This window comes from Persephonella marina EX-H1 (genome assembly GCF_000021565.1).
GTDB classification, from domain to species: domain Bacteria; phylum Aquificota; class Aquificia; order Aquificales; family Hydrogenothermaceae; genus Persephonella; species Persephonella marina.
Map to the genome: position 1 here is coordinate 935083 of NC_012440.1, position 26136 is coordinate 961218.

Genomic DNA, 26136 nt, shown 5'->3' on the forward strand with positions numbered 1-26136 from the left:
AGTTCTTAAAACAACAGGTGAACTAAATGTCCCGCAAACCTATAGGTCAGTTATTAAAAGAGTTTGGTTATGTCACAGAAGAACAGATACAGGTAGCCCTTGAGGTTCAGAAAATAAAGGGGGGTCTCCTTGGAGAAATCCTACAGGAACTCTCCTTTGTATCACCCAGAGAAGTTGCAGAAGCTATAGCAAGACAGTCAGGAAGACCCTATATAGACCTTTCTCAGTACCCTCCAACAAGGGAGTCTCTAAGAATCCTTGATAAAAACATAGCAAAGCAGCTTGAGGTCCTTCCATTTGAGATAGATAAAGATGAACTTCATATCGCGATGACAAACCCTTACGATATAAATGCTATAGATGTTGTTAGCAGGAGAACAAATCTTAAAGTTAAAGTTTACGTGGCAGATAAGGAAACATTACTGAAAAGTATTGAGATACATTACTTTCTTTTAGAACAACCGATAGATCAGACAGTTAAGAGTTATATAGAAAAGGCAAAAACCGGAACTCTCGGAACTGAACTACCAAAATTTATAGATACCGTTTTAAATCACGCTATTATTGACAGGGCAACAGATATTCATATCTCACCTGAAAGTGCAGCATCCCACATATTTTTCAGAATTGACGGTATAATGAGGCATTACTATGCCTTTCCAAAATCAACACATAACGCTGTAGTATCAAGAATTAAAGTTCTAGCAAATCTTGATATTGCGGAACAGAGACTTCCTCAGGACGGGGCATTTACACATACTTTTTTTAATGAAAGTTTTGATATGAGGGTATCAACAATACCTACAGCGTACGGTGAGAATGTTGTTATAAGAGTTCTTTCAAAAAATCTGTCTCTTTTCAATCTAAAGAGTCTCGGATTTGAAGATGATATGCTTTCACAGCTTGAGGAGGAGTTTTTAAAACCACAGGGGATAGTCCTTGTTACAGGTCCTACAGGTTCAGGTAAAACAACAACACTTTATGCTGCTTTAAGAAGGATAAACGCACTTGAAAGGAATATTCTCACAGCTGAAGATCCTGTTGAGTACAGATTTCCTTTTATAAAACAGACTCAGGTTAATGAGAAGGCTGGATACACATTTGCAAGGGCTATAAGACATTTCTTAAGACAGGATCCTGATGTTATTCTTGTTGGTGAGATAAGAGATGAAGAGACTGCAGAGATGGCTATGAGAGCATCAATAACAGGACACCTTGTTTTATCAACACTTCATACAAATGACGCTGTCAGTGCGATACCAAGGCTAATAGATATGAAGATAAAGGATTATATGGTTGCCTCAGGTGTCTCAGCCATAACCGCACAGAGACTTGTAAGAAAAACATGTCCTTTCTGTATGGAGGAGGAGATTATAGATATTGAAGATCTTAAAAGTTATGGTTTTAGTGAAGACTCTATAAAAAGATACGGATCTGATTATATAGATGATGGAAAGGTAAAGATTTACAGAGGAAAAGGTTGTGAACACTGCAAAGGAACAGGTTATCTTGGAAGGACTGTAATAGCTGAACTTTTAAAGATTGATGAGGATATAGCAGACCTGATAGTAAAAGGCAGTACTCCTCTTGGTATCGTTCAGAAAGCAAGGGAAAAAGGAATGAGAACATTAAAAGAGGACGGTCTTATAAAAGTTTTCAAAGGCGTCACAACCCCTGAAGAGATAAAGAGAGTAACAGGATAAGATGAGATTTTATCTAATTGAGGCTATTGATCAGGAAGGGAAGAAACAGAAGAAGGTTTTAAGCGTAACAGACGAGTCTGAGATATTTCCCCTTCTTGAGTTCTCTGGTCTTATACCTTTAAAGATTAAAAAGCTTCCAGATTACTACAGATACCTCAATATAAGAAAGTATATATACAGAATTAAAAGACAGGAAATAATTGAAGTTTTAGAGAATCTACATCTAATTGTAAAATCTGGACTTCCTATAAATACAGGACTTATGGATCTTGCAGAAGATGCAGAGAACCCATCATTAAAAGAGATGCTTTTTGATATGGCATTTAAAATACAGGCAGGTGAGACATTATCTCAGGCAGCAGAAAGCTACAGGGATATTTTCTCAGATGTTGTTATATCCCTTTTCAAGATTGGTGAGGAGACCGGAAGTCTTGATAAAACATTAAAGGATGCAGCTGAGCATCTAAAAAAGATTGAAGATCTGAAAGCAAAAACGAAACAGGCATTGATATATCCTGCATTTGCATTTTTCAGTGTTTTAGGTGCAATGATATTCTGGCTTGTTTATGTTCTCCCAAAGATAATCGATGCTTTCAAGGATTTTAATATAGAGCTTCCTGCAACAACTGTATTCATTATGAAAACATCAGATTTTTTAAGATCTTACGGTATATTTCTTGTTGTGGTTATTTTCATATTATTTATTCTTCTTCAGATGTTAAGAAAGAAGAATGAAAAGATAAGAATTGAGACAGACCGTCTAATTTTAAAGATACCTGTCATTGGCATAATCATTGAGAACTTTAATTATGCTTTTTTTGCTGAGTATGTAAGGCTTATGATACAGGCTGGACTTCCACTTTATCAGGCATTAAATATTATGGAAAATGCTATAAGAAATTATGTTTTTAAGACAGCCATAAGAAACTCAAGAAATGAGATTGAGCTTGGAAGATCATTTTCTGATTCCTTAAAAAAGGAGAATGTGTTTTCACCTCTGATCATAAGGATGATATCTATAGGAGAGCAGACAGGAGCTTTAGATGAGCAGCTTGACTATATATCAAATTACTATTACAACAAGGTTGAGTACATATCACAGAATATAGCCAAGATGATTGAGCCTATAATAATAGGTGTGGTGGGAGGATTTATGCTCATAGTTATGCTTGGATTTATAGGTCCTATATACGATCTGATATCACAGATCGGAAGAATGTGATGAAAATAGGTATTGCTCTTTCAGGTGGTGCTGTAAGGGGGGCAGCACATATAGGCGTTCTTAAAGCTCTTGAGGAAAGAGGGATAAAACCTGATTTTATATCAGGATCAAGTGCAGGTTCTATAGTTGGTGCCTTTTATGCAGCAGGTTACTCTCCTCTCGAGATGGAAAAGATAGCATTAAACACAAAATTTCTCTCTTACTTAAAGCCTGAGCTTTCCTTTAGCGCACTTTTTTCCCTGGAGAAGCTGGAAAAATTTCTTGAAAGGTACATAGGCAAAAAAGATATATCTGAGCTTGAGAAGAAACTATTTGTTTGTGTCACAAATCTGAATAAGGGTATTCCAGAGTATAAATCAAAGGGGGATCTTTTTTTATGGATATCAGCATCTTCCTCACTTCCGTTTATATTCAAACCTGTTGAGTACGAGGGAAATCTCTATATAGACGGGGGGATTATGGATAACCTCCCTGTAGAGCCTTTAAAAATTCATTCAGACTATATAATCGGTGTGGATGTAAACCCTCTTGGAACAGAAGAGAGGCTCAACAACGCTTTTTCCATACTTATAAGGAGTTTTTATCTTGCTTTCAGATCAAATGTTGAACTGAGGAAAAGGGTGTGCGATCTTTTTATACAGCCTGAAGATCTTGTTGATATAGGTCTTTTTTCTGCCTGGAGAATAAAGGATGCTATAGATATAGGCTACAGATACACAAAGAATATTTTAAACAGGAATGATCTTAAGATATAGATCTCCCCTATTTCCCTCTAGATCTCTGTAACCTTCATTTTTAATCTTCAGGACAACAGGAGAGGATGTCCTTTCCGGTATTTTGATCTTCAGCTTTTTACCTTCAAAACCCTGAAAAGATATATAATCACCTCTTAAGGCTTTATCTTTCTGTATGTATATATCTTTATGTATATCAATCCCTTTAATCTTTATATTTTTTCCCTTTATAAATCTGATTTTAAGGTAAAGATCTCCGTAATCTCCTCCATAAACACCGCTGTCCCCACCACCTTCCAGTTTTAAAACGGTATTCTCAGATACTCCAGCAGGTATCTCTATTCTTTTTTCAGCCTGAACCTTAACCCTTCCTTCCCCGTTGCATATCTCACAGGGGTTTAGCACTAAAAAACCTCTTCCTTCACACTCCATACAGGGTATCTTAAGGAAAAGTTTTTTTATACTCCCCTTTCCTTCGCACCTTTTACATCTTTTTATTATTGAGTTCTCAGTAATACCTGATCCATCACAGTAGGAGCATTTCTCGTATCTTAGGTAGGATATACTTTTTATACAGCCTGAGAAACCCTCTTCAATTTTTATGTATATCTTTTTGTGTAGATCCCTTCCTCTCTTTGGTTTAGAGTGGTAACCTAAGATATCTGATATAACCTCATTGATTCTGTCTCCAAGCTTTCTCTTTCTTTCTGTTGATATGTAGATATCGTAGGATTTTCTCTTTTCAGGATCAATTAATGTCTCATAAGCCTGAACAATCTTTTTGAAGATCTCCTCATTCTCTCTGTTGAGATCGGGATGGTACTTTTTAGCCTTCTCTCTGAACGCTTTTTTTATCTCTTCAGGGGTGGCATCTCTTCCCACCCCAAGTATTCTGTAAAAATCCATTTATGTTATCTCTTCCCTTTCCTCAGGTGGGATTGCAACAACAACCTTGGCAGGTCTTAAAACCCTTCCCCTGTATCTGTAGCCTGTCTGGATAACCTTCACTATCTCGTTAGGTTTATACTCCTTTGATACAACAGTTTCAACAGCCTCATGTTCAAGGGGATTAAACTCCCCTGTTGTTTCTATCTTTTCTATACCGTGATCTTTCAGAAATTTAACAAGCTGGTAATGGATCATCTGGACGCCTTTTATAAGTGCATTTATATCAGTTGCTGTTTTCGCACTCTCAAGAGCCTTCTCAAAGTTATCAACTATCTCCATAAATCCTTTTGCTATCTTTACAATTCCTTCCTCTTTTGCCTCTTCCTTTTCCTTTCTTACCCTTATTTTGTAGTCCTCAAACTCTTTCTGGAGATTCTGGTAAAGCATGCTAAGTTTTTTTGCAGCCTCTTCAGTTTTCTCAAGTTTTTTTCTCAGATTTTCAATCTCTTCCTCAAGTTTTTTTATCTTTTCCTCTTTCTCTTCCTCTTTTACCTGAACTTCCTGTTCCTTTTTCTCTTCGCTCATATATATGGAAACCTCCTCATACTTATTTTTCTAAAAATATATTCTTGATCATCCAGTTTTTCAATCAGAGGAAAACCTCTTCACCAAATGCTGTAAGGTCTATAAACTCATCTGCAACCTCAATAAGCTCTTTTGCTGCTGTCTGTTTAAAAGCTGCTATCTCAACCTTAACACCTTTTGTATGGAGATATCTGACAAGATCAGCAAAATCACCATCACCACTTGCGAGAACGGCAACATCTATCTTTTCTGCAAGGGATATAGCATCCATAGCAATTCCCATATCCCAGTCAGCCTTTATTGTTGTCCATAAATTTCCATACTCATCAAGTCTTTTAAATATCTTTGGTTCTTTCACCCTTACCTGATAGCCAATATGTTTGAGAGTGTTAATAAAACCTTTCTGGTCAACACCCTGAAGTTTAACAAGGTATGCTATTGCCCTTACAAGAACTCTACCATTCAAAACTTTATCAAGAACGCTCTCAAAATTTACCTTTCTGTTAAATGAGTCTCTTGCCGAGTAGTAAAGGTTCTGTATATCAAGGAAGACAGCTACCCTCTGATTTTTATAAAGATTTCTGAGTTTTTCATCTGAGTACATAAGATCTCCTGTTTCTATTTAATATAAAGTTGTTGTAGATATAATTATATATTAAACTAAAAGTCTGAATAATTTAAAATCTTACAGGAGGTGATTTATGATGTCCAAAACAGCTATAAGAGCACAGAGATTTATGATGGGTACTCTTCTCATTATAGCTATGCTTCTCGTTAATACAGGTTATGACTGGGGAAAGTATATAGTTTACTTTATAATATTTATGCTTTATCTATCAGCATTTACAGGTTTCTGTCCATCTGATGCTGTTTTTGAGAAACTTTTTGGTAAAAGAAGGGATTAATGAGATTTTTACATCTAAGTGATACACATCTTGGATATAACCAGTACGGACTTTTTGAGAGGGGGAAGGACTTTTTTGATGCTTTCAATGAGGCTGTAGAGATAGCCATTGAAAGGGATGTTGATTTTGTTATCCATACAGGTGATTTCTTCCATTCATCAAGACCCTCAAACAGGGTTATAGTAGAGGCTATAAATATACTTTCACGTCTGAAGGACAGAAATATACCATTCTTTACCATATCTGGAAATCATGATAGGGGGAGTAATGTAAAGGATATATCCCCTTTAAATATACTCCAGACATCTGGTCTTACAGTTGTTGATCAGAGAGTTGTTGAACATGAAGGTGTTTTTATATCAGGAATAAAGTATGTCTCTAAAGCAGGATTGAGACATCTTGGAGGTCTGAAGGAGAGTATAAACAGGCTTCTGGATCAGACAGGGAATGGTTTTAAGATTCTTATGCTCCATCAGGAGTTTTACCCATTTTTTCCTGAATCTGAGCTGTATCTCTCTGAGGAGATACCTGAAGGCTTTGATTATGTTGGTATAGGCCACTACCATATAGCTCAGGAACCTACCGAGATCAATAAAGCTGTTATTGTTCAGTCAGGCTCAACGGAGTTTACAGCGTATCATGAGTCTGAGGAAAAAAAAGAGAAAGGTGTTTATCTTGTTGAGGTTGATAGAGAGATAAAGGCTGAGTTTATAAAATTAAGGAGTTTAAGACCTTTTATCTCGGTCAGATTAGATGAGGACTCTCTTGATGATCTCATAAGGGATTTAAAGGAGAAGGTTGAGAAGATAGCTTCCTCAAGTGATAAAAATGCTGTCGTCATATTCAAAGGCATATTAAGAAAATCAGGTGTTAAGGATATACTCAAAATACTTGAAGATTACGGATTAAAGGCGGGTTCAGATCAGATCTTACATTTTAACTTTAATATAACAAGGGAGATCCAGTTACAGGATGAGAGCTTTATACTGGAAAATGAGGAGAAGCTTATCTCTGAAGAGCTTAAAAAGATTATAGGAGATAAGGATCTTTACAGCAGTGTAAAGGAGGTTATAGATCATCTCAGATCCTTTGAAAGTATAGATGATGCAAAAAAATATCTGAAGGAAAATCCGGATTTACTGGAGCTTTGAGATGGAGTATAGAAATTTAGGAAGGTCTGGTTTAAAGGTTTCTGTAATCTCCATTGGAGCTATGACTTTTACAGAAAAAGGATGGCGTTCTGCTGGAACAATGAGCTTTTCAGAGATACAGAGGGTTGTTGATTATGCCATTGATCATGGTGTAAATCTTTTTGACACAGCTGATATATACGCTTTTGGAGAGTCTGAAACCTTACTTGGAAAAGCACTTGGAAACAGGAAGAATGATGTTATTATAGCCACTAAAGTAAGGGGTGTTATGGATGAAAACGATCCAAACAGAAGAGGACTGTCAAGGTACCATATAATCAGATCCTTAGATGAGAGCCTTAAAAGACTTGGAAGGGATTATATAGATATATACCAGTTACACTGGTGGGACAATCACACACCTATTGAAGAGACACTTGAAACACTCAACGATCTTGTTAGAGAAGGGAAGGTAAGATATATAGGGTTATCAGATTTTGCTGGATGGCAGATAGCAAGATCTGTATCAATACAGGAGATGAGAGGCTGGTCAAGGTTTATCTCTGCCCAGATGTACTACTCACTACTTGGAAGGGATATTGAGTTTGAGGTTGTTCCTGCATGTCAGGAATCAGGCCTTGGTCTTATGATATGGAGTGCCTTAGCTGGAGGTTTTCTGACAGGTAAGTACAGCAGAGATAGTGGTATTCCATCTGATGGAAGATATGCAAGGATGGAAAGGCCTTTTTTAAGATTTGATATGGAAAAAGGTTATTTTGTTGTAGATGAGCTCAGAAAGATAGCTGAGAAGTACAACGCAACAGTTTCACAGGTTGCACTTAACTGGGTAAAATCAAAACCTTTTGTCAGTTCAATAATAATCGGTGTTCGTTCATTAGATCAGCTTAAGGACAATCTGGGATCTGTAGAGTGGGATCTTTCTGAAGAGGATATAGAATACCTTGATCAGATAACACAGCCTGTTAGACCATACCCACAGTGGTTTCTTGATATGTTTGCAGATCTTTAAATAGGATTTTAAATTAAATTAAAAACGGACTGTTATGGAAAGAAAACTAAAGATTCTGCTTGATTACTCCTCTAAGATCGCTAATGAGAAAGATCTGAGAAATGTTCTCCTTTTCTTAACAGATCTCGCAAAGGAGATAATGGAAGCTGATAGATGCAGTATATTTCTTTACGATGATCAGAAAAAAACTTTATGGACTATTGTTGCCCACGGTGTTGACAGGATTGAGATAGATGCTGATAAAGGGATTGCAGGGTATGTTTTCAGAACAGGCGAGATCTTAAATATACCGGACGCTTACAAAGATCCAAGGTTTGACAGAGATATTGATAAAAGAACAGGTTACAGAACAAGGACGATTCTTGCAGTTCCTCTTTTTGACAGAAAACAGAATATAATAGGTGTTTTTCAGGTAATAAATAAGCTAACAAACAGTGTATTTACAGAAGAGGATATTGAGCTTTTAAGACATATTTCCCTGTATGCATCATCAACTATTGAAAATGCCATCCTTTATGAAAAACTTAAAAAAGCCCATGAGGATGTTATATACAGGCTTTCCCATGCAACAAAATTTAAGGATCCTGAAACACAGAACCATATTATCAGGGTTGGACTTTACTGTGAGATACTTGCAAGAGAAGCTGGACTTGATGAAGAAGATGTTGAGCTTGTAAAGCTTGCAGCCCCCATGCACGATATAGGGAAGGTAGGTATACCTGACAGGGTGCTTCTCAAACCGGGAAAGCTAAACGATGAAGAATGGGAGATAATGAAGAAACATACGATATACGGCTATGAGATACTGAAAGGTGGAGACAGCAGACTTCTCCAGATAGCGGCTGATATAGCTATTGAGCATCATGAGAGATGGGATGGAACTGGATATCCTTTTGGAAAGAAGGGAGAGGAGATATCAATTTACGGGAGAATGACATCAATATCTGATGTGTTTGACGCTCTTACATCTGACAGGCCGTATAAAAAAGCATGGGATATGGACAGAACTGTAAGATTTTTTAAGGAACAGAAGGGGAAACATTTTGACCCATTTCTTACAGATATATTTTTAAAAAATATAGATCAGATGTTCAGTATAAAGAGGGAGCTTAGAGATGAGGATTAAAGCTGTTTTTGTTTTCATGATCTTTGCGATCACTTCTCTTTACGCTCAGGAGGCCGGTAAGATCGTTCAGTATGAAGGTGTTGTTAAGGTTCACAGGGAAGATAAAGTAAGACCTGTGAAGGTAGATCATCCTGATTTTCCTATTTTTGTCAGAGATATCGTAAGAACTAAAAGCAGGTCTCTTGCCTTTATCAGATTTATAGATGGTTCAAAGGTAGTGCTTACAGAAAAGTCATCCCTTATTGTTCAGGATCTTGATATGGTATCTGCTAATGAAGGGAGAGTTCTTTTTAAGATAGAGAAAAGGGGTAAGCTTAAAGGACTGAAAGTTAAGGCGAGATCTGTTGTTATTGGCGTTAAAGGAACAAAGTTCATCATAGATATGACAGATGACAGTATGAATATCTTTCTAAAAGAAGGTGTTATATCAGTCAGATCTTTAGTTGGAGAGTTTATAAGATACAGACAGAGAGAGATCTCCGAATTTGAGAGATTTAAAGAGGAGCAGATAGGTGGGTATGAAAAATACAAGAAGGAGATGGAAGAGGAGTTCAAAGAGTTTGTTAAAGAGTTTGAGATGAGAGGGGGGACGGCGGTCAGTATAAAAGATGGTGAGGTCAGGGATATAAAGATACCACCGTATATAGAAAAAGAGTTTGAGCTTTTAGACAGATTTTGATCATGTTTAAGATAAGATTTCTGATCTTATTTTTTGTATCAGTTTTATTTCTTTTTGTTTATTTCTCAAAACCTTCTTCTATTACAAAGTTTGTTTACAATCTGGAAGATATAAAGTTCTATATCAAAAGCGTTCTTGGTGCTGACCATAAACCTTTTGATGATCTCGTAGTTGTTGCGATTGATGAGAAAAGTATAAACAGGTTTGGGAGATGGCCATGGGACAGAAAGGTAACAGCTGATCTTATTAACAGATTAAAAGAGGCTAAGGTTGTTGGTCTGGATATAGTTTTTTCAGAAAAAAGTAATCCAGAAAGCGATAGAGCTCTATTTGACTCAATAGGAAAGAATGGAAATGTTATATCAGGTTTTTTCTTCAGGGATTACGCAACACAGACAGTAACTGAAGAGGTTATAGATTTTCTTGAGGACTGCTCTCTACCAAGGTACAGGGTACTTTCTGAGAGTGTTGGTATACCGGAATTCTCATACATAGAGAGTAATATTCCACAGATACTAGAAAACTCACTTTCATGTGCATTTTTCAATATTAAACCTGATGTGGATGGTATATACAGACATTACCCTACAGTCTATCTTTTTGAGGGGATGATCTTTCCATCTCTGGCATTACAGCTTGTAAGATTCTATCTCGACAGGGAGATATACCTTGAGATAGATCAGCTTGGTGTAAAAAAGCTTAATATAGGAGATATTACGTTAAGCGAAAACTACATAAGACTTAACTTTTATAAGGATATAAAAACGGTCTCAGCTGTTGATATACTTGAAGGGGGTATAGACCCATCATTTTTCAAAGACAGGATTGTTATAGTTGGTATTACTGAGATGGGAGTTTACGATATAAGACCAACGCCCGTTGATCCATTAATGCCAGGTGTTTTCCTGCATTATGTTGCTGTATCAAACCTTCTAAAGGGAGATTTTCTGAGGGAGTCTGCGATTTACGACATAACATTCACAGTGGTACTTCTTCTCTCAGTTTTCACAGTTGGATATATCAAAAAGCTAAAATACAGAATGCCTCTTTATGCATCTGTACTATTTATCCCTTTTCTTGTCCCTTCTCTCCTTTTCATTTATAAAAATGTATGGATAGTAACCGTTTATCCTTTTATATTTTCTTTTCTTTATATTATCGCACTTGAGATATACCAGTTTTTCAGAGTTGATCTCCAGACAAGGGAGCTTAAAAGAGCCTTCTCAAAATATCTCTCACCTGATGTTGTTGAGCAGATAGTAAAAGATCCTGAAAGTCTTGGATTAGGTGGTGAAGAGAAGGAGATCACAGTACTTTTTGCAGATATAAGGGATTTTACAGTTATTACAGAAAAGCTGAGTCCACATCAGGTTGCTAAACTCCTCAATATATACTTTGACAGTATGACAAAGATCATTCTGGAGAATAAGGGACTTTTAGATAAATATATAGGTGATGCTATAATGGCTGTTTTTAATGCACCTTTAACTGTTCCGGATCATTCAGATAAAGCATGTAAGACAGCCCTTGATATGGTTAAAAGGCTTGATCAGGTAAACAGAAATTTAGAGAAGCAGAACCTCCCACATTTAAAAATAGGTATCGGGATCAATACAGGGAGAGCGATTATAGGAAATCTTGGATCATCTTTAAGATTTGAGTATACAGCTATTGGAGATACTGTAAACCTTGCATCAAGGCTTGAAGGACTTAACAGGATCTACGGAACTGATATTATAGTCTCCCAGTTTACAGTAAGTAAGGTAAAATCAGACTTTCTATTCAGAAAGCTTGACAGGGTTAGAGTAAAAGGAAAAGAGGAAGCCGTTGAGATCTACCAGTTAATGGAAAAGAGTGAAAGGAATAAAAATATTAAGATCCTTTACGAGAAGGCTCTTGAACATTATTTTAATACTGAGTTCAGTACGGCACAGGAGATTTTTAAAAAGTTGTGGGTAGAGTATGAAGACTATCCTTCAAAGATCCTTTTAGAAAGATCTGAGTATTATATTAAAAATCCACCTGAAGAGGGCTGGGAAGGTATCTATGAGTTCAAAGAAAAATAAAATCAGGGTTTTAGGTGCTTACGGCAGCAAATACAGGGACATGAATCCCTCCACATTTCTTATTAATGATACTGTATGTATAGACGCAGGTAATATAATTGAACCTCTAAAAGAAGATATATTTAAGATCTCACACATATTTCTCACACATTCTCATTTTGATCATATAAGTGATATACCATTCCTTCTGGATCTAACATACTCTAAAAGGGAGAAACCTCTTTATCTGTACGCTCTGAAAGATACGATAAACACATTGAAGGAAGATCTTTTTAATCAGAGTATTTGGCCAGATTTTTCAAAGATAAAGCTTCCACAAACTGGAGAACCTGCCCTCCAGTTTATAGAGATATCATATTATGAGGAGTATACAGTTGATGGTATAAGGGTAAAAACTTTTCCTTCAGAACATACAGTGCCAACTTCAGGTTTTATTATAAACGATCAGATACTTATATCAGGAGATACAGTATCAACAGATGTTATAATCAATCAGCTTAAAGAGAACCCTGATATTAAAAAGGTTTTCATAGATATCTCCTTCCCTGAAAGACTGGAAGATATCGCATACAAAAGTAAACACCACTCAACAAAAACTGTGAGGGATCTCATAAGAAAGTTAAATGGTCATATCAGTATATACGGATACCATCTGAAACCTCTGTATGCCGAGGAGATAAAGAAAGAGCTAAAAGATGAGAGAGTTTCTTTTCTGGAAGAGGAGGACAGATTTTACTTTTTATAAAAATGGGGTGATGGTCTTCCTATATAATAACCCTGTGCATAATCAATACCGACAGATTTTACAGCCTCAAGAATAACCTCATTTTCAACATACTCTGCAACAGTTTTTATTCCTAAATTCTTTGTTAATGTTGTTATACTGAGAACAAAGGCTCTGTCTTTAGGATTTTTTACCATACTTCTTATAAAATCACCCTCAATTTTCACTATATCTATCGGGAATCTCTTTATATAATGGAAAGATGAAAATCCAGAACCAAAGTCATCTATCGCAAACTTAAATCCTTCATCTTTAAGTTTCATAACAAAATCTTCAAGTATGCTTATATTACTTACAGTCTCCCTCTCTGTTATCTCAAATACTATATTGGAAGGATTTAGATGGTAATCTGAAACAAGGGATTTTATACTCTCTAAAAACTCCTTTGACATGATAGCTTTTGGAGATAGGTTCATAAATAAAACACCCTCATAGTTTTCCTCTTTAACCTTTTTGAATGTGTTTTCCATAAGAACCAGATCAAGTTTATGTATCACTCCCATCTTTTCAGCTACTCTTATGAACTCATCCGCCTTCAATGTTTTGACCTCATTCTCGATTCTACACAGAACCTCATGTATATAAACCTGATCCTCTTTAATATCAAGAATAGGCTGGAAGTACGGTATAACTTTTTTGTTCTCAATGGCATTCAGTATGGTAATGTTTAACTTTCCTATCTTTTTATAAATCTGTTCAACATCATCTTCAGTTGGGAGGTAGACAGAACCTTTGTTTTCCATCTTTACTTTATGAAGGATGTTGTCTGCAAACAGGAAAAGATCCTTTGCATCCTTACCATGATCCGGATAAACAGCCATACCTATTGACGCTGAAACCTTAACCTTTGATCCATCAGTTGCTATGAGGAAAAATCTATTTATGCTGTCAATGATATCTTTAGCTATACTGTAGCCCTTTTCAGCATCGGTTAAAGGAAGTATAACAGCAAACTCATCACCACCGTATCTTGCAACAATATCTCCTCTTCTAATAGTATCCCTTATTATCTGTGCTATCTTCTGAAGGATAATATCACCGAAACCGTATCCGTATGTATCATTTATAGCCTTAAAGTTATCTATATCTATAGTCAATAGTGTAAACTTGTAGCCGTGTCTGTCAGCCCTGGCTATCTCGTAATTTAAAAGCTCCCAGAAGACCTTCTGATTGTAAAGACCTGTTATAGAATCCCTCGTTGAGTAGTACTCTATCTCCTTTGAATATTTATTGATAGCCTTAACTGAGATTATAAGATTCAGGAATGTTGAGAGTATACTGTCAATAATAAGAACCTTCGTTTTGTCAGTCTGAACCTCAGGTAAAATCCCTATTCCAACAACCCCACCAATTCCTGGCTCATCAAGAAGCAGACATCTCTTTCTGTATTTTATCTTCTTTCCTATAAATCTTGGGATACATCTCTTCCTGTCAATGATGTTATGTCTTATATTTATTCTGGAACCTTCTGATGTGGTAAAACATTCTCCCATTCTTGACAGTGCGAGATTTTCAAAATCTTTTTTCATCTGAGGGTGAGGTTCAAACACCCAGAACATCTCAATATCGTAACTGTTTTCACCTGACTGGAATATTGAAAACATAGAATAAACTGGAAGAATCTTACTGACCTCCAGTAACATCTGATTTATGTAATCTCTCCAGTCCTTTATAACAGCAGAAGTCAAGACAAACTTCTCAAGAAGTTTTATCTCAAACTCAAGCATATCCTTATCAACAGCTATGGTTTTCAACTTATCTATAAGATGCTGAAAACCAGTATAAACAAGGTGAAACTCTTTTAATTCAAACTCATCAGGATGAAACTCAATTTTTGAAAGATCTGAGATAGATTCAACCTCGTTTATTTTTTCATTCAGTTTATCTATATACTGTTTTATCTTTCTGTTTATTAAAAATGCTATACCTACAGCTATAGCAATAGGCAGAGGGAAGATAGCTATAAGTGAAAGAGCAAAATCACCTTTTGCCGAGGCTACAAACTGTCTTATATTCTGTTTAACCTCAATAACTCCAAGAACATCTCCTATATCTGCATTATAATGGCATGTCTGGCAGATCTTTTCAGCTTTTAACGGATGTATGAGCCTCAGAACACCTTCCCTCTCAACGGTAACATCCTCCCCTTCGTTAAAAGCTTTCAGTATATATCTGTCTACCTCGTTCTGTTCTATCTTACCGAACAGTTCCTCTACAATCTTTCCTCTGTATATGTTAACAGTGTATAGGCTTTTCTCAAATGCTTTCTGGTTCGCTTCCAGAAACTCCTCAAGATCCTCCCTTGACCATCCCCTTTTCATTATTTGGAACATAGAATTAAAGGTCTGTTTTGCAAGAGTATGTGATTCCTCATAGGCTCTTTTCTTGAGATGTTCTGTGTATATATTACTTACAGCAAAATAAAAATAGCTGTAAACCACTGCAGCTCCAACCAGAATAAAGGTTAGTATTATTCCCTTCAGACTTTTCATACTGCACCTTACTGTTCAGAAAGAAACATATACTGAACGCCTGATGTCATATATTAATACTCCTGAGTAAGTAGTAAAAACTATTAATTTTATTAAATAATATAAATAATTATTCGTAACAAGTCTATCTTTTGTTTAGTAATGGTGATGGGAGTTTAAAAATGGTACTATAGAATACTGTTGAAAATCTGCCAGGGTTAAGATATGTACAGCTGGAAAAGTATATTTGATGAGATAAAAAAGTACAGAAGAGAGTTAATAGCGGGACATATACTTGCAGTTCTTGCTATCTGTGTAAGTGTTCCCACACCTCTTTTTCTTCCTTTACTTGTTGATGAGGTGTTATTGAACAAACCCGGTATTTTTATAAGAACATTTGAGAGATTCTTTGGAGAAGGTAATGCTGTTATATATACGGCTACAGCCCTTATTATTGTACTTGTTATGAGATTTCTGTTTTTTGTATTCAATGCTGTTCAGGCAAAGATATTCACAACCATATCTAAAAATGTAACTTACAAAATCAGGGAAGATCTGATAAAGCACCTCCAGAAGGTATCAATGGCAGAGTTTGAGACGGTTGGATCAGGAGGTATAGCTTCAAAACTTGTTACAGATATAAACACACTTGATGATTTTATTGGAAAGACTGTGAGCAGGTTCATAATATCTGTTCTGACAATAATAGGCGTTGCCGTTGTCCTGATACTGATAAACTGGAAGCTTGGACTTCTTATAGTCTTTCTCAATCCTGTTGTTATTTATTTCACAACTGTTGTAGGAAGGAAGATTGGAAAGCTTAAAGGGAAGGAGAACAAAGCTGTTGAAAAATTCCAGGAAAAACTTACTGAAACTCTTGATCTTTTCTGGCAGATAAGGGCAAGTAACAGGGAAAAAACATTTTTCAGATACGTTATAGACACAGCAAGGGAAGTTAGAGATACAGCTGTAGAGTTTGGATGGAAAAGTGATGCTGCTACAAGACTTTCAATGCTCGTTTTCCTGGCAGGTTATGAGGTTTTCAGAGCAACAAGTATACTTTTTGTTGCCTATTCTGATCTTACCATAGGGCTGATGCTTGCAATATTTGGTTATCTGTGGGTTATGATGACGCCTGTTCAGGAACTGCTGAACATCCAGTATGCTTACCATTCAGCTACTGCGGCACTTGACAGGATTAATTCAATATTCAGTATGAAAAAAGAACCTGAATACCCACACATTCTTAATCCCTTTAAAAATAAAGAGACCTGTTCTATACAGCTTAAGGAAGTTTATTTCTCTTATGATGGGAAGAATATGATCCTTGAAGGTATAAATCTGAAAGCTGATAAAGGCAAAAAGATAGCTATTGTAGGTGCAAGCGGAAGTGGAAAAACAACACTGGCTCATATTATGGTCGGTTTTTACCCTGTTGATAGGGGAGATATCCTTTACGATGGTATATCTGTTAAGGAGATAGGCCTTGATGTTGTAAGAGATAACGTTTCACTTGTTCTGCAGAGTCCTATGATGTTTAACGATACTGTGAGATTTAATCTGACCCTTGGAAAAGATATTCCTGAGGAGAAGATCTGGGAGGCTTTAGAGATTGCCCAGATGAAAGATTTTGTTATAAATCTTCCAGACAGACTTGAGACAGTTGTTGGTAAAAATGGAGTAAGACTGTCAGGTGGACAGAGACAGAGGCTTGCTATAGCAAGAATGATACTCCAGAATCCGAAAATTGTTATACTTGATGAGTCAACATCAGCTCTTGATACACAGACAGAGTACAGGCTTTTCAAGGCACTACAGAGATACCTTAAAAACAAAACAACAATTATAATAGCCCACAGACTTAGCACAGTTCAGCAGGCGGACTATATTTATGTTCTTGACAGAGGAAAAATTGTTGAAGAAGGAACACATGAACAGCTTATGAAAGAGGAAGGACTTTACAACGAATATATGAAAAAACATTATATGGCAGGTTAAAGATGGAAGTTATTGAAGGACTTAATGAGAAACAGGCAGAGGCTGTATTATACTTTGGATCTCCCCTTCTTGTTCTTGCAGGTGCAGGATCAGGTAAAACAAAGGTAATAACACACAAGATAATATTTCTTATTAAAGAGTTGGAGATACCTTTAGACAGAATATTGGCTATTACCTTCACCAATAAAGCTGCCTCTGAGATGAAAGAGAGGGTTAAAAACTATCTCGGTTTAGAGGAAGAGCCCCAGTGGATATCAACATTTCACAGTTTCTGTGTAAAGGTTTTAAGATCAGAGGCAGAAAGTATCGGTTACTCAAGGGATTTTATCATTTACGATGAAGAGGACAGTAAGAAGGCTATAAAGGATGTTGTAAAGGAGCTGAACCTGAACTCAGATCTATATAAACCTGAGAGGGTAAAACATATATTCTCAAATATAAAACAGTCCCTTGATGACACAGTTTTAGAGTTTTACTCTTTCACTATGCCCCATCTTCCAGAGATCTATAAAAAGTATGAAGAGCATTTAGCTTTCAGTAATGCTATGGATTTTGATGATCTTCTGATAAATGTTGTAAAACTCTTCAACCAAAACCCAGATATTCTAAAAAGGTGGCAGAACAGATTTGATTACATACTTGTAGATGAGTATCAGGATACAAATAAGGTCCAGCACCAGATATTGAAGCTTTTAGTTGGAGATAGGGATTGCATAACTGTTGTTGGAGATCCGCAGCAGTGTATATACACATGGAGAGGGGCAAACCCTGAAAATATACTTGAGTTTGAGAAGGATTTTCCAGGAACAAAAATAATAAAGCTTGAGAGAAACTACAGATCAACAGAAAAGATACTCTCAATCGCAAACAAAGTTATATCAGGATCAAAGGGAAGATGGAAAGAGAAGATACTTAAACTCTGGACTGACAGGAAAGGTGGAGAAGATATTTACCTTATCAGACTGGATACAGACAAGCATGAAAGCGGTTTCATAGGTAAGATGATTAAAAAGATAATCTCAGATGAAGGCTACAGCTACAGAGATTTTGCTGTTTTAATAAGAATGTCATATGTATCAAGGAATATTGAAGAGGCATTTATCAACCTTAAGATACCTTACCAGATAGTTGGTGGTGTTAAGTTCTTTGAGAGGGCCGAGGTAAAGGATATCCTCGCATATCTTAGATTTGCGTTGCTGCCGAAAGACACACAGGCATTTAAAAGGATAATAAACCTCCCTTCAAGGGGAATAGGTGATAAAACGATTGAAAAGATAAGATCTTTCTATGAGAGAGACTGGCTTCAGGCTCTTGAAGACTCATACAATCATCTCTCCCCAAAAATCAGGATGAGAGTTCAGGAGTTTCTTGAGATTATAGAGACTGTCAGAAAGTACGGGAATGAAAAGCCCTCACAGATGGCAAAATATGTATTTGATGCTATAAATTACGAAGAGTACCTCGTATCAAAGTATCCTAAGGATTATGAAGACAGGATAGCAAACGTTAATGAGCTTTTTAACGCACTGAAAGAGGTTGAGAGATCAGGGAAAAGCCTGCTGGAGTTTCTTGAAGAAAGCTCTCTTTCCCAGGCTCAGGACAGCATACAGGAGGAGAACAGTGTTAAGATTATGACAGTTCATGCCTCTAAAGGTCTTGAGTTTCCGGTCGTTTTTATAGCAGGACTTGAAGAGGGCATATTCCCAAGTGGAAGATCTTTTGAGGATATTGAACAGATGGAAGAGGAGAGAAGGCTTTTTTATGTAGCTATAACAAGGGCAAAAGAGAAGCTTTTCCTTACATACTCAAAATACAGAGCCGGTTATGGCTCGCATTATAACGAAACAAAACCTTCGAGATTCTTACAGGATATAAAAGATGACCTGAAGATAATATCAACCCAGAGAGCTGTAAGGAAAAGATCGGATAAAGTTAATACTACAGTATCTTCAGATGATTTAAAGGTAGGTCAGGCTGTTAAACATGATATTTTTGGAAAGGGTGTTATTACAAAGATAGATGGTAATAAAGCTGTTGTTATATTTGAGAAAGTTGGAGAGAAGACTATAAGAAAGGACTTTCTAAAGATATAAAAGGGTGGGATTACCACCCTATGTAAAGTCCAAGTAGATATCTTCTGTCTTCATCCTGACCGGAGTATGCTCCAACTTCTTCAGCGTATGTGGTAAAGTTAAGAGTCAGCAGAGCAAGTCTGAGATCTACTCCCGCTGTAGCGTACCCCTGATAAGACCCTACCCTTATGGCAAATGTGGAAAGAGATGTGTCCCAGAGTTTTACCTCAGCACCTAATCTTATTCTCTTACCTATATCACTGTCTTCCTCATAGTTATTCAGTATATCAACATAATCAGCTGCAAGTATCCATTCCTTGAATATACCTATTTTAGGTCTTAATGCTATACCGATATTTGCCGTCATTGGTATCTTTCCGGCATCTCCAAAATCAAGATCCCCTATATTAAGAACTGAGAAACCAACAGAAGGCCTCAGGAAAGAGTCCTGTGAAAAACTGTAAATAACCCCTGCATCAAAACCAACAGCAGTACCTGATTTTTTAAGTTCATCTGTTATGTAATCATCAAGATTATCCTCATGTTCAACAAGCTCTCTTGATGTAAATGTATGTTTCAGAGATTCCCTGTGCAGATACTTTGCTGAAAATCCGGCAGATAATTTATTATTACCAAGATTAAGATCATAAGAAAGTCCAGCTACACCTCCGTAAGTAACGTTACTGTCTGTTTCAAGAACACCATCAGAACCAAAACCCTGGTGTGTTCTGTTGTCAGATTTTAATGATGCGAGAAAACCGACTGCAAAACCAATCCTGTCACCCTTTTTTGATATTGAGCTGTAATCTGTTATATCAAGATGAAGGTTTTTTCCCTGGTATGCTTTTAAAACCTCATTTACAGCGTATAGTTGATCATCAGAATCATCACCATCTGGAGGAAGATAATCTCCATCTTTAGCATCAAGAGCATCAGACAGATCATTTATAAAATCAAGTGTGTTTTTTGATACACCAACAGATGCCTTTACAAGATTAACCTCAAATCCAGCTTCTTTCTTGATAAAACTTAAGCCAGCAGGGTTATAAAAAACGGATGATGCTGTTCCACCTACAGCAATGTAAGCACCTCCCATTCCCATAGCCCTTGGGTCTTTATAAAGATATGGATATTCGTATGTTACGGCCAGAGCTGGAAATGATATCAGTCCAAGAGATAAAACTATCTTCTTCATATTGTATCCCCCCTTGTTTACTGAATTGTTGTTAGATATTTAGCAAGATCCTGTGATGTACAGGTTGTTGGATCGTTATCATCAGCTGTACACACCTCATTTCTAAAATCATCAACAGCCTGCTGTACATCAGCGTTAACATTTCCAACCGTTTCAGTTATTAGATTTGCAGCACTTTCTATAGCATCAAGAATTGTTCCTTCAATTGTGTATGGGTTACCGTTTGCATCTAACACGGGACAGGGTAGGCAGTTTGTTCCGTCAGGGGCAGAACAGCTGTTATAGTTTGTATCACAGTATCCTTCTGTCAGAACAACGGTTTTTACAGCACCTGATCTGTATATAAGTTTATAAGTTTCATTATCTGAACAGTTAGGATCTGTTGATTTAACAGTAAATCTGACCGATTCATAGGTGATTCCATCATTAAATGTAACATTCCCAAAGGATGTATAATTTACACCAGATATTGTACAGCTGTTATTCACAGCATATTCAATAGAGCATGCCTCAATATCTCCATTATCACCTATAAGATTTCCATTAAGATCTTCACACTGTCCGGGATTTAGCCATGAATTAACATTATCAAGTGTGAAGGCAAGTGATATTGACGATCTTGCAGCCTCAACAAGACCTCTGTAAAAACAGGCATCTCTCTCTATATCCGTCAGGTTTACTGCAGTACAGTTATCTGCAACAGATCTGTATGTCTGGGCTGCTTTCTCTAGCAGGGTTATATTTGAAGGTTTAGCCCTCGTTGATAAAACATCAAGGAACTGATCAAACTGGTAGTTCTGTAGATTGTTGAAGTTTGTATCAATCTGGGATTGAAGAATATCATTTACTATATCTGGAATGGTAAAACCGGCACTACCAACATATGCTGCAGCAAGATTTAATCTCCCTTCTTCCTCTGTCATCCCACCATTACAGGTTATATCAGAGCTAAGTTTCTGGATAACATAATCATAATTTCCAGCATCAAGGGCTGTGGCTATATCGTATCTGCAGGCCTCACCGGTTCCATCATCACTTAATCCAATCCCATCATATCCCCCACAGGAGGCTATAAACATCCCTGTAAGAAAAATAGTTATCTTTTTTTTCATTCTCATGATAACCTCCTTATAAAGTACAGATTTTGGAAAGCTCCAGTTTTTCTAAATGTATATCAGACCCAACAACAAGATCTTTAAGTTTTTCAAAGGAAGGTGATTCATCTGTTATGAATATCTTTCTTTCACCGGTTCCATTAAGATCAAGATTTTTCTTTTTCAGGTAAAGAGCTGTTGCCTTTGATGAATCAATAATATTCAGGTGTGGATATATCTTTTTTATAACATCTTTAAGAAGAGGGTAATGGGTACATCCAAGTATAAGTGTATCTATACCTTTACTTACTATATCATCAAGATACTCTTTTACTGTAAGTTCCGTTATCTTGTGATCAATAAGTCCCTCTTCAACAAGAGGAACAAATAGCGGACAGGGTTTCTGGTAAACGGTAAAATCTCCTTTTTTCTCAATCTCAGTTCTGTAGGAGCCACTTTTTATGGTCGCCTGAGTTCCTATAACACCAATTCTGCCGTTTTTTGTTGTTTTCACAGCAAGTTCAACCCCGGGTTTTATAACACCTATAACAGGTATATCAAAGCTCTCTCTAAGAGCCTCAATCGCATAAGAAGAGGCTGTATTACATGCAACAATCAAAGCATCTATTCCAAAGCTGTAAAGGTAATTTGCACATTCAAGGCTGTATCTGATTATTGTTTCTTTAGATTTGTTTCCATATGGAACCCTTGCTGTATCACCAAGATAATAGATATCAGCAAAAGGAAACTCTCTATCTATCTCTCTGAAAACTGTTAAACCACCAACACCTGAATCAAATATGCCTATTGACATATCAGCTACCTGTTTTTATATCTACTTTTGGTGCATCTGACCAGAGCCATTCAAGGTTATAATACTCCCTGACCTCTGGTATAAATATATTTACCATCACATCTCCATAATCTATCGCTATCCATCTTCCTTCGTTATATCCTTCAACGTGGGCAGGTATCTCACCCTCTTTTTTCAGGTTCTGTGTTATCTCATCACAGATGGCTTTTGTATGAGTTGGAACATCTCCCGTTATAATTATCATATAGTCAGCTATCGGGGATACTTTTCCGATATTAAGAACCACAATATCTTTCCCTTTTTTCTCTTCGGCAGATTGAACAATTTTTTTTACAATATCTTCTGTTTTAATGGTTCTCTACCTCCGTAAATTTTTTTAAGAGATTTAATGCCTTTTTCTCATATTCGGAATTTTTATAGTTTTTTACAATAAACTGAAGTATTTTCTTACCTCTCTCCTTACTACTCTTAATTCTTTCATGGAGAAGATTTAGATGTTTCTCCAAAACTTTTTTTCTGTTAATAAGAACATTTTTCTTTTCCAGGTCTTTCTCTTTCTTTATCTTCTCCTGTATATCAGAGATCATCTCTTTGTACTCATCCATTTCATCTTTATACTGATTTTCCGTCTTCATCAGATTATATGCAAGTTTAAACTCTACAAAAGGTTTGTCTATGAAATCCTCATACTGATCATAAGCCAGCTGATAATACCTTGAAGCTGAGTAGTACTTACCGAGCTTTTCGTAAAGCTGGGCTATCTCAAGTATATGATCAGCTTTCATCTTATTTACTGTATGTATGATCTTTTTTGCTTTTGCAGCATACTTACTGTCCGGATAGTTTTCAATCAGTTCTTCAGCTTTCTCAAGAGCTTTTTCAGGATAGCTCATATCTCTATCCACACCGGGAGATATCTTGAGATAGGAATCGGCAAGTTTGTACAGTGCTTCATCCATAAATGGAGCTGTTGGGAAAAGTGTTATCAGTTCTTCAAACTCAACAATAGCATCAACATACTGCTCTTCCCTGTAATAGCTGTCGGCAAGATAAAATCTTGCTTTCATAAGCTCATCCGCTGTTAAACCTTTGACTTTGTATATACTTTTCTTTAAAAGATCCTTAGCCTCTTCATAATCTCCTTTTTTGTAAAGCTGTATTCCTTTATGAAGAACGTCCTTTTCAACAAACTCCTTCTGTGCACATGAAAAGACAAAAACTGTAAGCAGCAGTAATATTAAATTTCTCATTCCACTCTCTCAATATAGTATTTATCCATAGGTAGATTTATATCATACTCTATATCTATCTGCTCTTCCATATTGATGGCCTTGATAAATCTGTTTATGCTTTCTGACAGTCTCGGGTTTATTCTGATCTTTATCTTTACAAAAGGTTTGAGTTCTTCCAGTTTATTTTCTATCTCAAAAATAACAAGACTGACATTTTTTATGTACCCCTTGCCTTTACAGTACTCACACATATCACTGAGCTGATTTATAAGGCTTTCTTCCATCTTTTTCCTTGTCAGCTCAAGTAATCCAAGTGATGTAAACTCTTTTATCTTTATAGGTCTTTTATCTTTTTTGACCTCAGATCTGAAGAAGTCTATAAGTGCCTTTTTCCTCTCTTCACTTTTCATATCTATAAAGTCGATAACAATAATTCCTCCAAGATCCCTCAGTCTGAGCTGCCTCGCAATCTCTCTTGCTGCCTCAACATTCGTATGATAGGCTGTCTCCTCAAGGGACTTATGCTTACAGTGGCTTCCGCTGTTAACATCAATGGCTACAAGAGCCTCAGTTTCCTCAATAACAATGTAACCTCCATTCCTCAGCCATACGTAAGGACTTAGTATCTTGTTTATAAGTTTATCAACCTGATAGTACGTGTATGGGGATACCTTTCTGTTCTTATAGATCTCAAGCTTTATATTTTTATCTGGAAAATGTTTAGATATGTAATCCTTTATCTCTTTCAGAATATGAAGGTTATCTGTGGTTATTTTTGAAAAATCTCCTGCATAATCCCTCAATATTGAGAATATTTTGTGATTTTCTTCAAATAGAAGTGATGGTGTTCTTTTTGATTTTGATCTCTCAATTATGTTTTCCCAGAGATGTTTCAGGTTTAAAAAATCTTCAATTATAGCTTCTTCTGAGGCTGTTGCTGCCACAGTTCTTATTATAAAACCGTAATCTTCCTCATTGAAAGGTTTTAAGATATCCTTTATCTTCTCCCTCAGTCTGTCCCTCAACTCTGGGTCTTCTATTTTTGAGGATATGGATACTGTGTTTACAGTCGGCATAAGAACAAGATACTTACCTGGCAGTGTTATTTTACAGGTAAGTTTTGCTCCTTTTGTATTTATAGGTGCCCTTTTTACCTGAACAACAACAGGTGAACCGACCTTAAGATTTTTACATTCCTCAATATCTTTTATAGGAAGGAATGCTTCCCTGTCCTCTCCTATGTCAACAAAAGCTGCGTTCATTGCAGGTATTAATCTTTTAATCTTACCCTTGTATATATTTCCTGATTGTTTGATTATATCCTTATACTCTACCCTTACTTCTACAGGTTCATTATCCTCATATATAACGTATAGATAAAGATGCCTTGATGAAATTACAAGCAGTTCTCTACTCAAAATAAAAGACCTTCAGGTATTAAATACATTTCTATAATAAAGTATAGGGATTGATTATATCAATATGAAGGGGCAAAAAGCCCCTTTTTAATGAACTTTTCCTGATATGAAGGAAGGATCCCTTGGAGGTAAATCCTGAACCCAGGTCATTAAAGGTTCTTTACATTTTGGAAGTCTTACCTGTCTGCATGTATCTATACAGTTTCCACATATAATACATGCCTGAAGTCCTTTATAAAAATCATTTATATAAGCCATTCTTCTTGGATCAAGGGCCATAGGACAGTTCTTTATACATTCCTTGCAGCTTCCGCAGTCAGAAAGGTTAAATTTTGGATCCATTGTAGGTTTTATTTTATGGTGGTATGGTGTTATCTTCTGGTAGATACCTGTTGGGCAGAATGTTCTACACCATCTCTTTCCTATGAAAAGCTCAAAATACACTATCCCAAAGGTTGCCAAAAATGTGAACCACATACCTGCAAATGTTGGATTTGTTGTATAGAAGAAAACTCTCAGATCGGTAACCCAGTTGAAAAACAGGATAGTAAAAAGAACGGATATTACTGCGGTTACAAGGTAATAAGCTATTTTCCCCCCTGTTTCAGATCTTGGATTGTAAAGTTTTCTTCTTAGTTTCTCCTGAAGTTCAGCAACAAAACCCCCAGGACATACCCATCCACAGAAAACCCTTCCATTTACAAGGTTCATCACTATAACAAGTATTGAAAAAAACCCAAGTGCAAGGATAACAGGAGCAAGTCCATCCTCAACAGATACCCTCTCCCCTAAAATCCATGCCTCATTGTGGGCAAGATCAATCTTTGCTATCTTGAAAACAGGAATAACTATAAGTGCGAGGATTACGACGATATAGGCTATATTTCGCCAGATAGTGAATTTATGGGTTTCCCAGTAGGAAGGCTGTGGACAGGATTGGGTAACCTCCGCCTGTGCTGTTGACATTTTTATACCTCCTGATAAAAAAAG

General features: G+C 36.5%; 23 protein-coding genes. 12 read left to right on the forward strand and 11 right to left on the reverse strand.

What is annotated here, in order from left to right; all coding sequences use genetic code 11:
- The first annotated feature begins 26 nt into the window (after positions 1–26).
- From PERMA_RS04865 to PERMA_RS04875, 3 genes are read left to right on the forward strand one after another with little or no spacing between them, the layout of a single operon-like run.
- Complete coding sequence (locus PERMA_RS04865) at positions 27–1703, forward strand: GspE/PulE family protein (RefSeq protein WP_012676513.1); 1677 nt, start codon at positions 27–29, stop codon at positions 1701–1703.
- A gap of 1 nt (position 1704) precedes the next feature.
- Positions 1705–2925, forward strand: coding sequence for a type II secretion system F family protein (locus tag PERMA_RS04870; RefSeq protein WP_012675701.1), 1221 nt, complete (start codon positions 1705–1707; stop codon positions 2923–2925).
- Positions 2925–3680: a patatin-like phospholipase family protein gene (locus tag PERMA_RS04875; protein ID WP_012675796.1), complete on the forward strand. Its 756-nt coding sequence runs from the start codon at positions 2925–2927 to the stop codon at positions 3678–3680. Before PERMA_RS04870 ends, PERMA_RS04875 begins: the two co-directional genes overlap by 1 nt.
- Here the strand turns inward: PERMA_RS04875 and PERMA_RS04880 are convergent.
- From PERMA_RS04880 to PERMA_RS04890, 3 genes are all read right to left on the reverse strand, one after another.
- Positions 3654–4565 carry a DnaJ C-terminal domain-containing protein gene (locus PERMA_RS04880; protein ID WP_012676444.1) on the reverse strand — a complete coding sequence of 304 codons (912 nt, stop codon included), beginning with the start codon at positions 4563–4565 and terminating at the stop codon, positions 3654–3656. The genes PERMA_RS04875 and PERMA_RS04880 overlap by 27 nt on opposite strands.
- The gene (locus tag PERMA_RS04885) at positions 4566–5132 is read right to left on the reverse strand and encodes a nucleotide exchange factor GrpE (protein WP_015899004.1); all 567 of its coding nucleotides are present in this window, start codon (positions 5130–5132) and stop codon (positions 4566–4568) included.
- Positions 5133–5196: 64 nt separating this feature from the next.
- The gene (locus tag PERMA_RS04890) at positions 5197–5736 is read right to left on the reverse strand and encodes a LabA-like NYN domain-containing protein (protein WP_012676235.1); all 540 of its coding nucleotides are present in this window, start codon (positions 5734–5736) and stop codon (positions 5197–5199) included.
- Positions 5737–5833: 97 nt separating this feature from the next.
- On the opposite strand from PERMA_RS04890, the gene PERMA_RS04895 reads away from it, so the two are divergent.
- From PERMA_RS04895 to PERMA_RS04925, 7 genes are read left to right on the forward strand one after another with little or no spacing between them, the layout of a single operon-like run.
- On the forward strand, positions 5834–6037 hold the full coding sequence (locus PERMA_RS04895; protein WP_148206407.1) for a YgaP-like transmembrane domain: 204 nt from the start codon (positions 5834–5836) through the stop codon (positions 6035–6037).
- Positions 6037–7188 (forward strand): metallophosphoesterase family protein, encoded by a 1152-nt coding sequence (locus PERMA_RS04900; protein ID WP_012675593.1) that lies wholly within the window; start codon positions 6037–6039, stop codon positions 7186–7188. The genes PERMA_RS04895 and PERMA_RS04900 overlap by 1 nt, the downstream gene beginning before the upstream one ends.
- Before the next feature lies 1 nt (position 7189).
- Positions 7190–8197 (forward strand): aldo/keto reductase, encoded by a 1008-nt coding sequence (locus tag PERMA_RS04905; RefSeq protein ID WP_015898997.1) that lies wholly within the window; start codon positions 7190–7192, stop codon positions 8195–8197.
- Between the two features lie 34 nt (positions 8198–8231).
- Entirely contained in the window at positions 8232–9323 is a 1092-nt protein-coding gene (locus PERMA_RS04910) for an HD-GYP domain-containing protein (protein ID WP_012675790.1), read from the forward strand.
- Positions 9313–10002 carry a FecR domain-containing protein gene (locus PERMA_RS04915; protein ID WP_012676109.1) on the forward strand — a complete coding sequence of 230 codons (690 nt, stop codon included), beginning with the start codon at positions 9313–9315 and terminating at the stop codon, positions 10000–10002. Before PERMA_RS04910 ends, PERMA_RS04915 begins: the two co-directional genes overlap by 11 nt.
- A 2-nt stretch (positions 10003–10004) precedes the next feature.
- Entirely contained in the window at positions 10005–12068 is a 2064-nt protein-coding gene (locus PERMA_RS04920) for a CHASE2 domain-containing protein (RefSeq protein ID WP_015898934.1), read from the forward strand.
- Positions 12049–12813: an MBL fold metallo-hydrolase gene (locus tag PERMA_RS04925; protein WP_012675411.1), complete on the forward strand. Its 765-nt coding sequence runs from the start codon at positions 12049–12051 to the stop codon at positions 12811–12813. The genes PERMA_RS04920 and PERMA_RS04925 overlap by 20 nt, the downstream gene beginning before the upstream one ends.
- Here the strand turns inward: PERMA_RS04925 and PERMA_RS04930 are convergent.
- A complete protein-coding gene (locus PERMA_RS04930; protein ID WP_012676255.1) occupies positions 12801–15344 on the reverse strand; it encodes a putative bifunctional diguanylate cyclase/phosphodiesterase in 2544 nt (847 codons plus the stop codon). The genes PERMA_RS04925 and PERMA_RS04930 overlap by 13 nt on opposite strands.
- A 204-nt stretch (positions 15345–15548) precedes the next feature.
- Here PERMA_RS04930 and PERMA_RS04935 point away from each other — a divergent pair, with 204 nt between their 5' ends.
- Both PERMA_RS04935 and PERMA_RS04940 read left to right on the forward strand, forming a co-directional pair.
- Entirely contained in the window at positions 15549–17321 is a 1773-nt protein-coding gene (locus PERMA_RS04935; RefSeq protein WP_012675414.1) for an ABC transporter ATP-binding protein, read from the forward strand.
- Between the two features lie 2 nt (positions 17322–17323).
- Positions 17324–19414, forward strand: a complete 2091-nt coding sequence (locus tag PERMA_RS04940; protein ID WP_012675809.1) for an ATP-dependent helicase — start codon at positions 17324–17326, stop codon at positions 19412–19414.
- A gap of 10 nt (positions 19415–19424) precedes the next feature.
- Here the strand turns inward: PERMA_RS04940 and traF are convergent, their stop codons facing one another.
- From traF to PERMA_RS04975, 7 genes are all read right to left on the reverse strand, one after another.
- Positions 19425–20588, reverse strand: coding sequence for a conjugal transfer protein TraF (gene traF / locus PERMA_RS04945; protein WP_012675241.1), 1164 nt, complete (start codon positions 20586–20588; stop codon positions 19425–19427).
- A 17-nt stretch (positions 20589–20605) separates the two neighbouring features.
- Entirely contained in the window at positions 20606–21706 is a 1101-nt protein-coding gene (locus PERMA_RS04950; protein ID WP_012676345.1) for a hypothetical protein, read from the reverse strand.
- A 10-nt stretch (positions 21707–21716) separates the two neighbouring features.
- Positions 21717–22496: a glutamate racemase gene (gene murI / locus PERMA_RS04955; protein WP_012676972.1), complete on the reverse strand. Its 780-nt coding sequence runs from the start codon at positions 22494–22496 to the stop codon at positions 21717–21719.
- A gap of 1 nt (position 22497) precedes the next feature.
- Positions 22498–22848, reverse strand: a complete 351-nt coding sequence (gene rsfS, locus PERMA_RS04960) for a ribosome silencing factor (protein ID WP_041530888.1) — start codon at positions 22846–22848, stop codon at positions 22498–22500.
- A complete protein-coding gene (locus tag PERMA_RS04965) occupies positions 22844–23746 on the reverse strand; it encodes an outer membrane protein assembly factor BamD (RefSeq protein WP_012676799.1) in 903 nt (300 codons plus the stop codon). Before PERMA_RS04965 ends, rsfS begins: the two co-directional genes overlap by 5 nt.
- Positions 23743–25146 (reverse strand): Rne/Rng family ribonuclease, encoded by a 1404-nt coding sequence (locus PERMA_RS04970; RefSeq protein WP_012676006.1) that lies wholly within the window; start codon positions 25144–25146, stop codon positions 23743–23745. The genes PERMA_RS04965 and PERMA_RS04970 overlap by 4 nt, the downstream gene beginning before the upstream one ends.
- 87 nt (positions 25147–25233) lie before the next feature.
- On the reverse strand, positions 25234–26112 hold the full coding sequence (locus tag PERMA_RS04975; RefSeq protein WP_012675261.1) for a 4Fe-4S binding protein: 879 nt from the start codon (positions 26110–26112) through the stop codon (positions 25234–25236).
- Between the last annotated feature and the right edge of the window lie 24 nt (positions 26113–26136).

Bases quoted from the DNA above. Each gene is read 5' to 3' on its own strand.
- PERMA_RS04935 (WP_012675414.1), top strand. From the start codon at position 15,549: ATGTACAGCTGGAAAAGTATATTTGATGAGATAAAAAAGTACAGAAGA.
- PERMA_RS04885 (WP_015899004.1), bottom strand. From the start codon at position 5,132: ATGAGCGAAGAGAAAAAGGAACAGGAAGTTCAGGTAAAAGAGGAAGAG.
- PERMA_RS04880 (WP_012676444.1), bottom strand. From the start codon at position 4,565: ATGGATTTTTACAGAATACTTGGGGTGGGAAGAGATGCCACCCCTGAA.
- PERMA_RS04865 (WP_012676513.1), top strand. From the start codon at position 27: ATGTCCCGCAAACCTATAGGTCAGTTATTAAAAGAGTTTGGTTATGTC.
- PERMA_RS04975 (WP_012675261.1), bottom strand. From the start codon at position 26,112: ATGTCAACAGCACAGGCGGAGGTTACCCAATCCTGTCCACAGCCTTCC.
- PERMA_RS04930 (WP_012676255.1), bottom strand. From the start codon at position 15,344: ATGAAAAGTCTGAAGGGAATAATACTAACCTTTATTCTGGTTGGAGCT.
- PERMA_RS04940 (WP_012675809.1), top strand. From the start codon at position 17,324: ATGGAAGTTATTGAAGGACTTAATGAGAAACAGGCAGAGGCTGTATTA.
- PERMA_RS04965 (WP_012676799.1), bottom strand. From the start codon at position 23,746: ATGAGAAATTTAATATTACTGCTGCTTACAGTTTTTGTCTTTTCATGT.
- PERMA_RS04910 (WP_012675790.1), top strand. From the start codon at position 8,232: ATGGAAAGAAAACTAAAGATTCTGCTTGATTACTCCTCTAAGATCGCT.
- PERMA_RS04925 (WP_012675411.1), top strand. From the start codon at position 12,049: ATGAGTTCAAAGAAAAATAAAATCAGGGTTTTAGGTGCTTACGGCAGC.
- PERMA_RS04900 (WP_012675593.1), top strand. From the start codon at position 6,037: ATGAGATTTTTACATCTAAGTGATACACATCTTGGATATAACCAGTAC.
- PERMA_RS04915 (WP_012676109.1), top strand. From the start codon at position 9,313: ATGAGGATTAAAGCTGTTTTTGTTTTCATGATCTTTGCGATCACTTCT.
- PERMA_RS04920 (WP_015898934.1), top strand. From the start codon at position 10,005: ATGTTTAAGATAAGATTTCTGATCTTATTTTTTGTATCAGTTTTATTT.
- PERMA_RS04895 (WP_148206407.1), top strand. From the start codon at position 5,834: ATGATGTCCAAAACAGCTATAAGAGCACAGAGATTTATGATGGGTACT.
- PERMA_RS04950 (WP_012676345.1), bottom strand. From the start codon at position 21,706: ATGAGAATGAAAAAAAAGATAACTATTTTTCTTACAGGGATGTTTATA.
- PERMA_RS04875 (WP_012675796.1), top strand. From the start codon at position 2,925: ATGAAAATAGGTATTGCTCTTTCAGGTGGTGCTGTAAGGGGGGCAGCA.
- PERMA_RS04890 (WP_012676235.1), bottom strand. From the start codon at position 5,736: ATGTACTCAGATGAAAAACTCAGAAATCTTTATAAAAATCAGAGGGTA.
- PERMA_RS04905 (WP_015898997.1), top strand. From the start codon at position 7,190: ATGGAGTATAGAAATTTAGGAAGGTCTGGTTTAAAGGTTTCTGTAATC.
- PERMA_RS04870 (WP_012675701.1), top strand. From the start codon at position 1,705: ATGAGATTTTATCTAATTGAGGCTATTGATCAGGAAGGGAAGAAACAG.
- traF (WP_012675241.1), bottom strand. From the start codon at position 20,588: ATGAAGAAGATAGTTTTATCTCTTGGACTGATATCATTTCCAGCTCTG.
- murI (WP_012676972.1), bottom strand. From the start codon at position 22,496: ATGTCAATAGGCATATTTGATTCAGGTGTTGGTGGTTTAACAGTTTTC.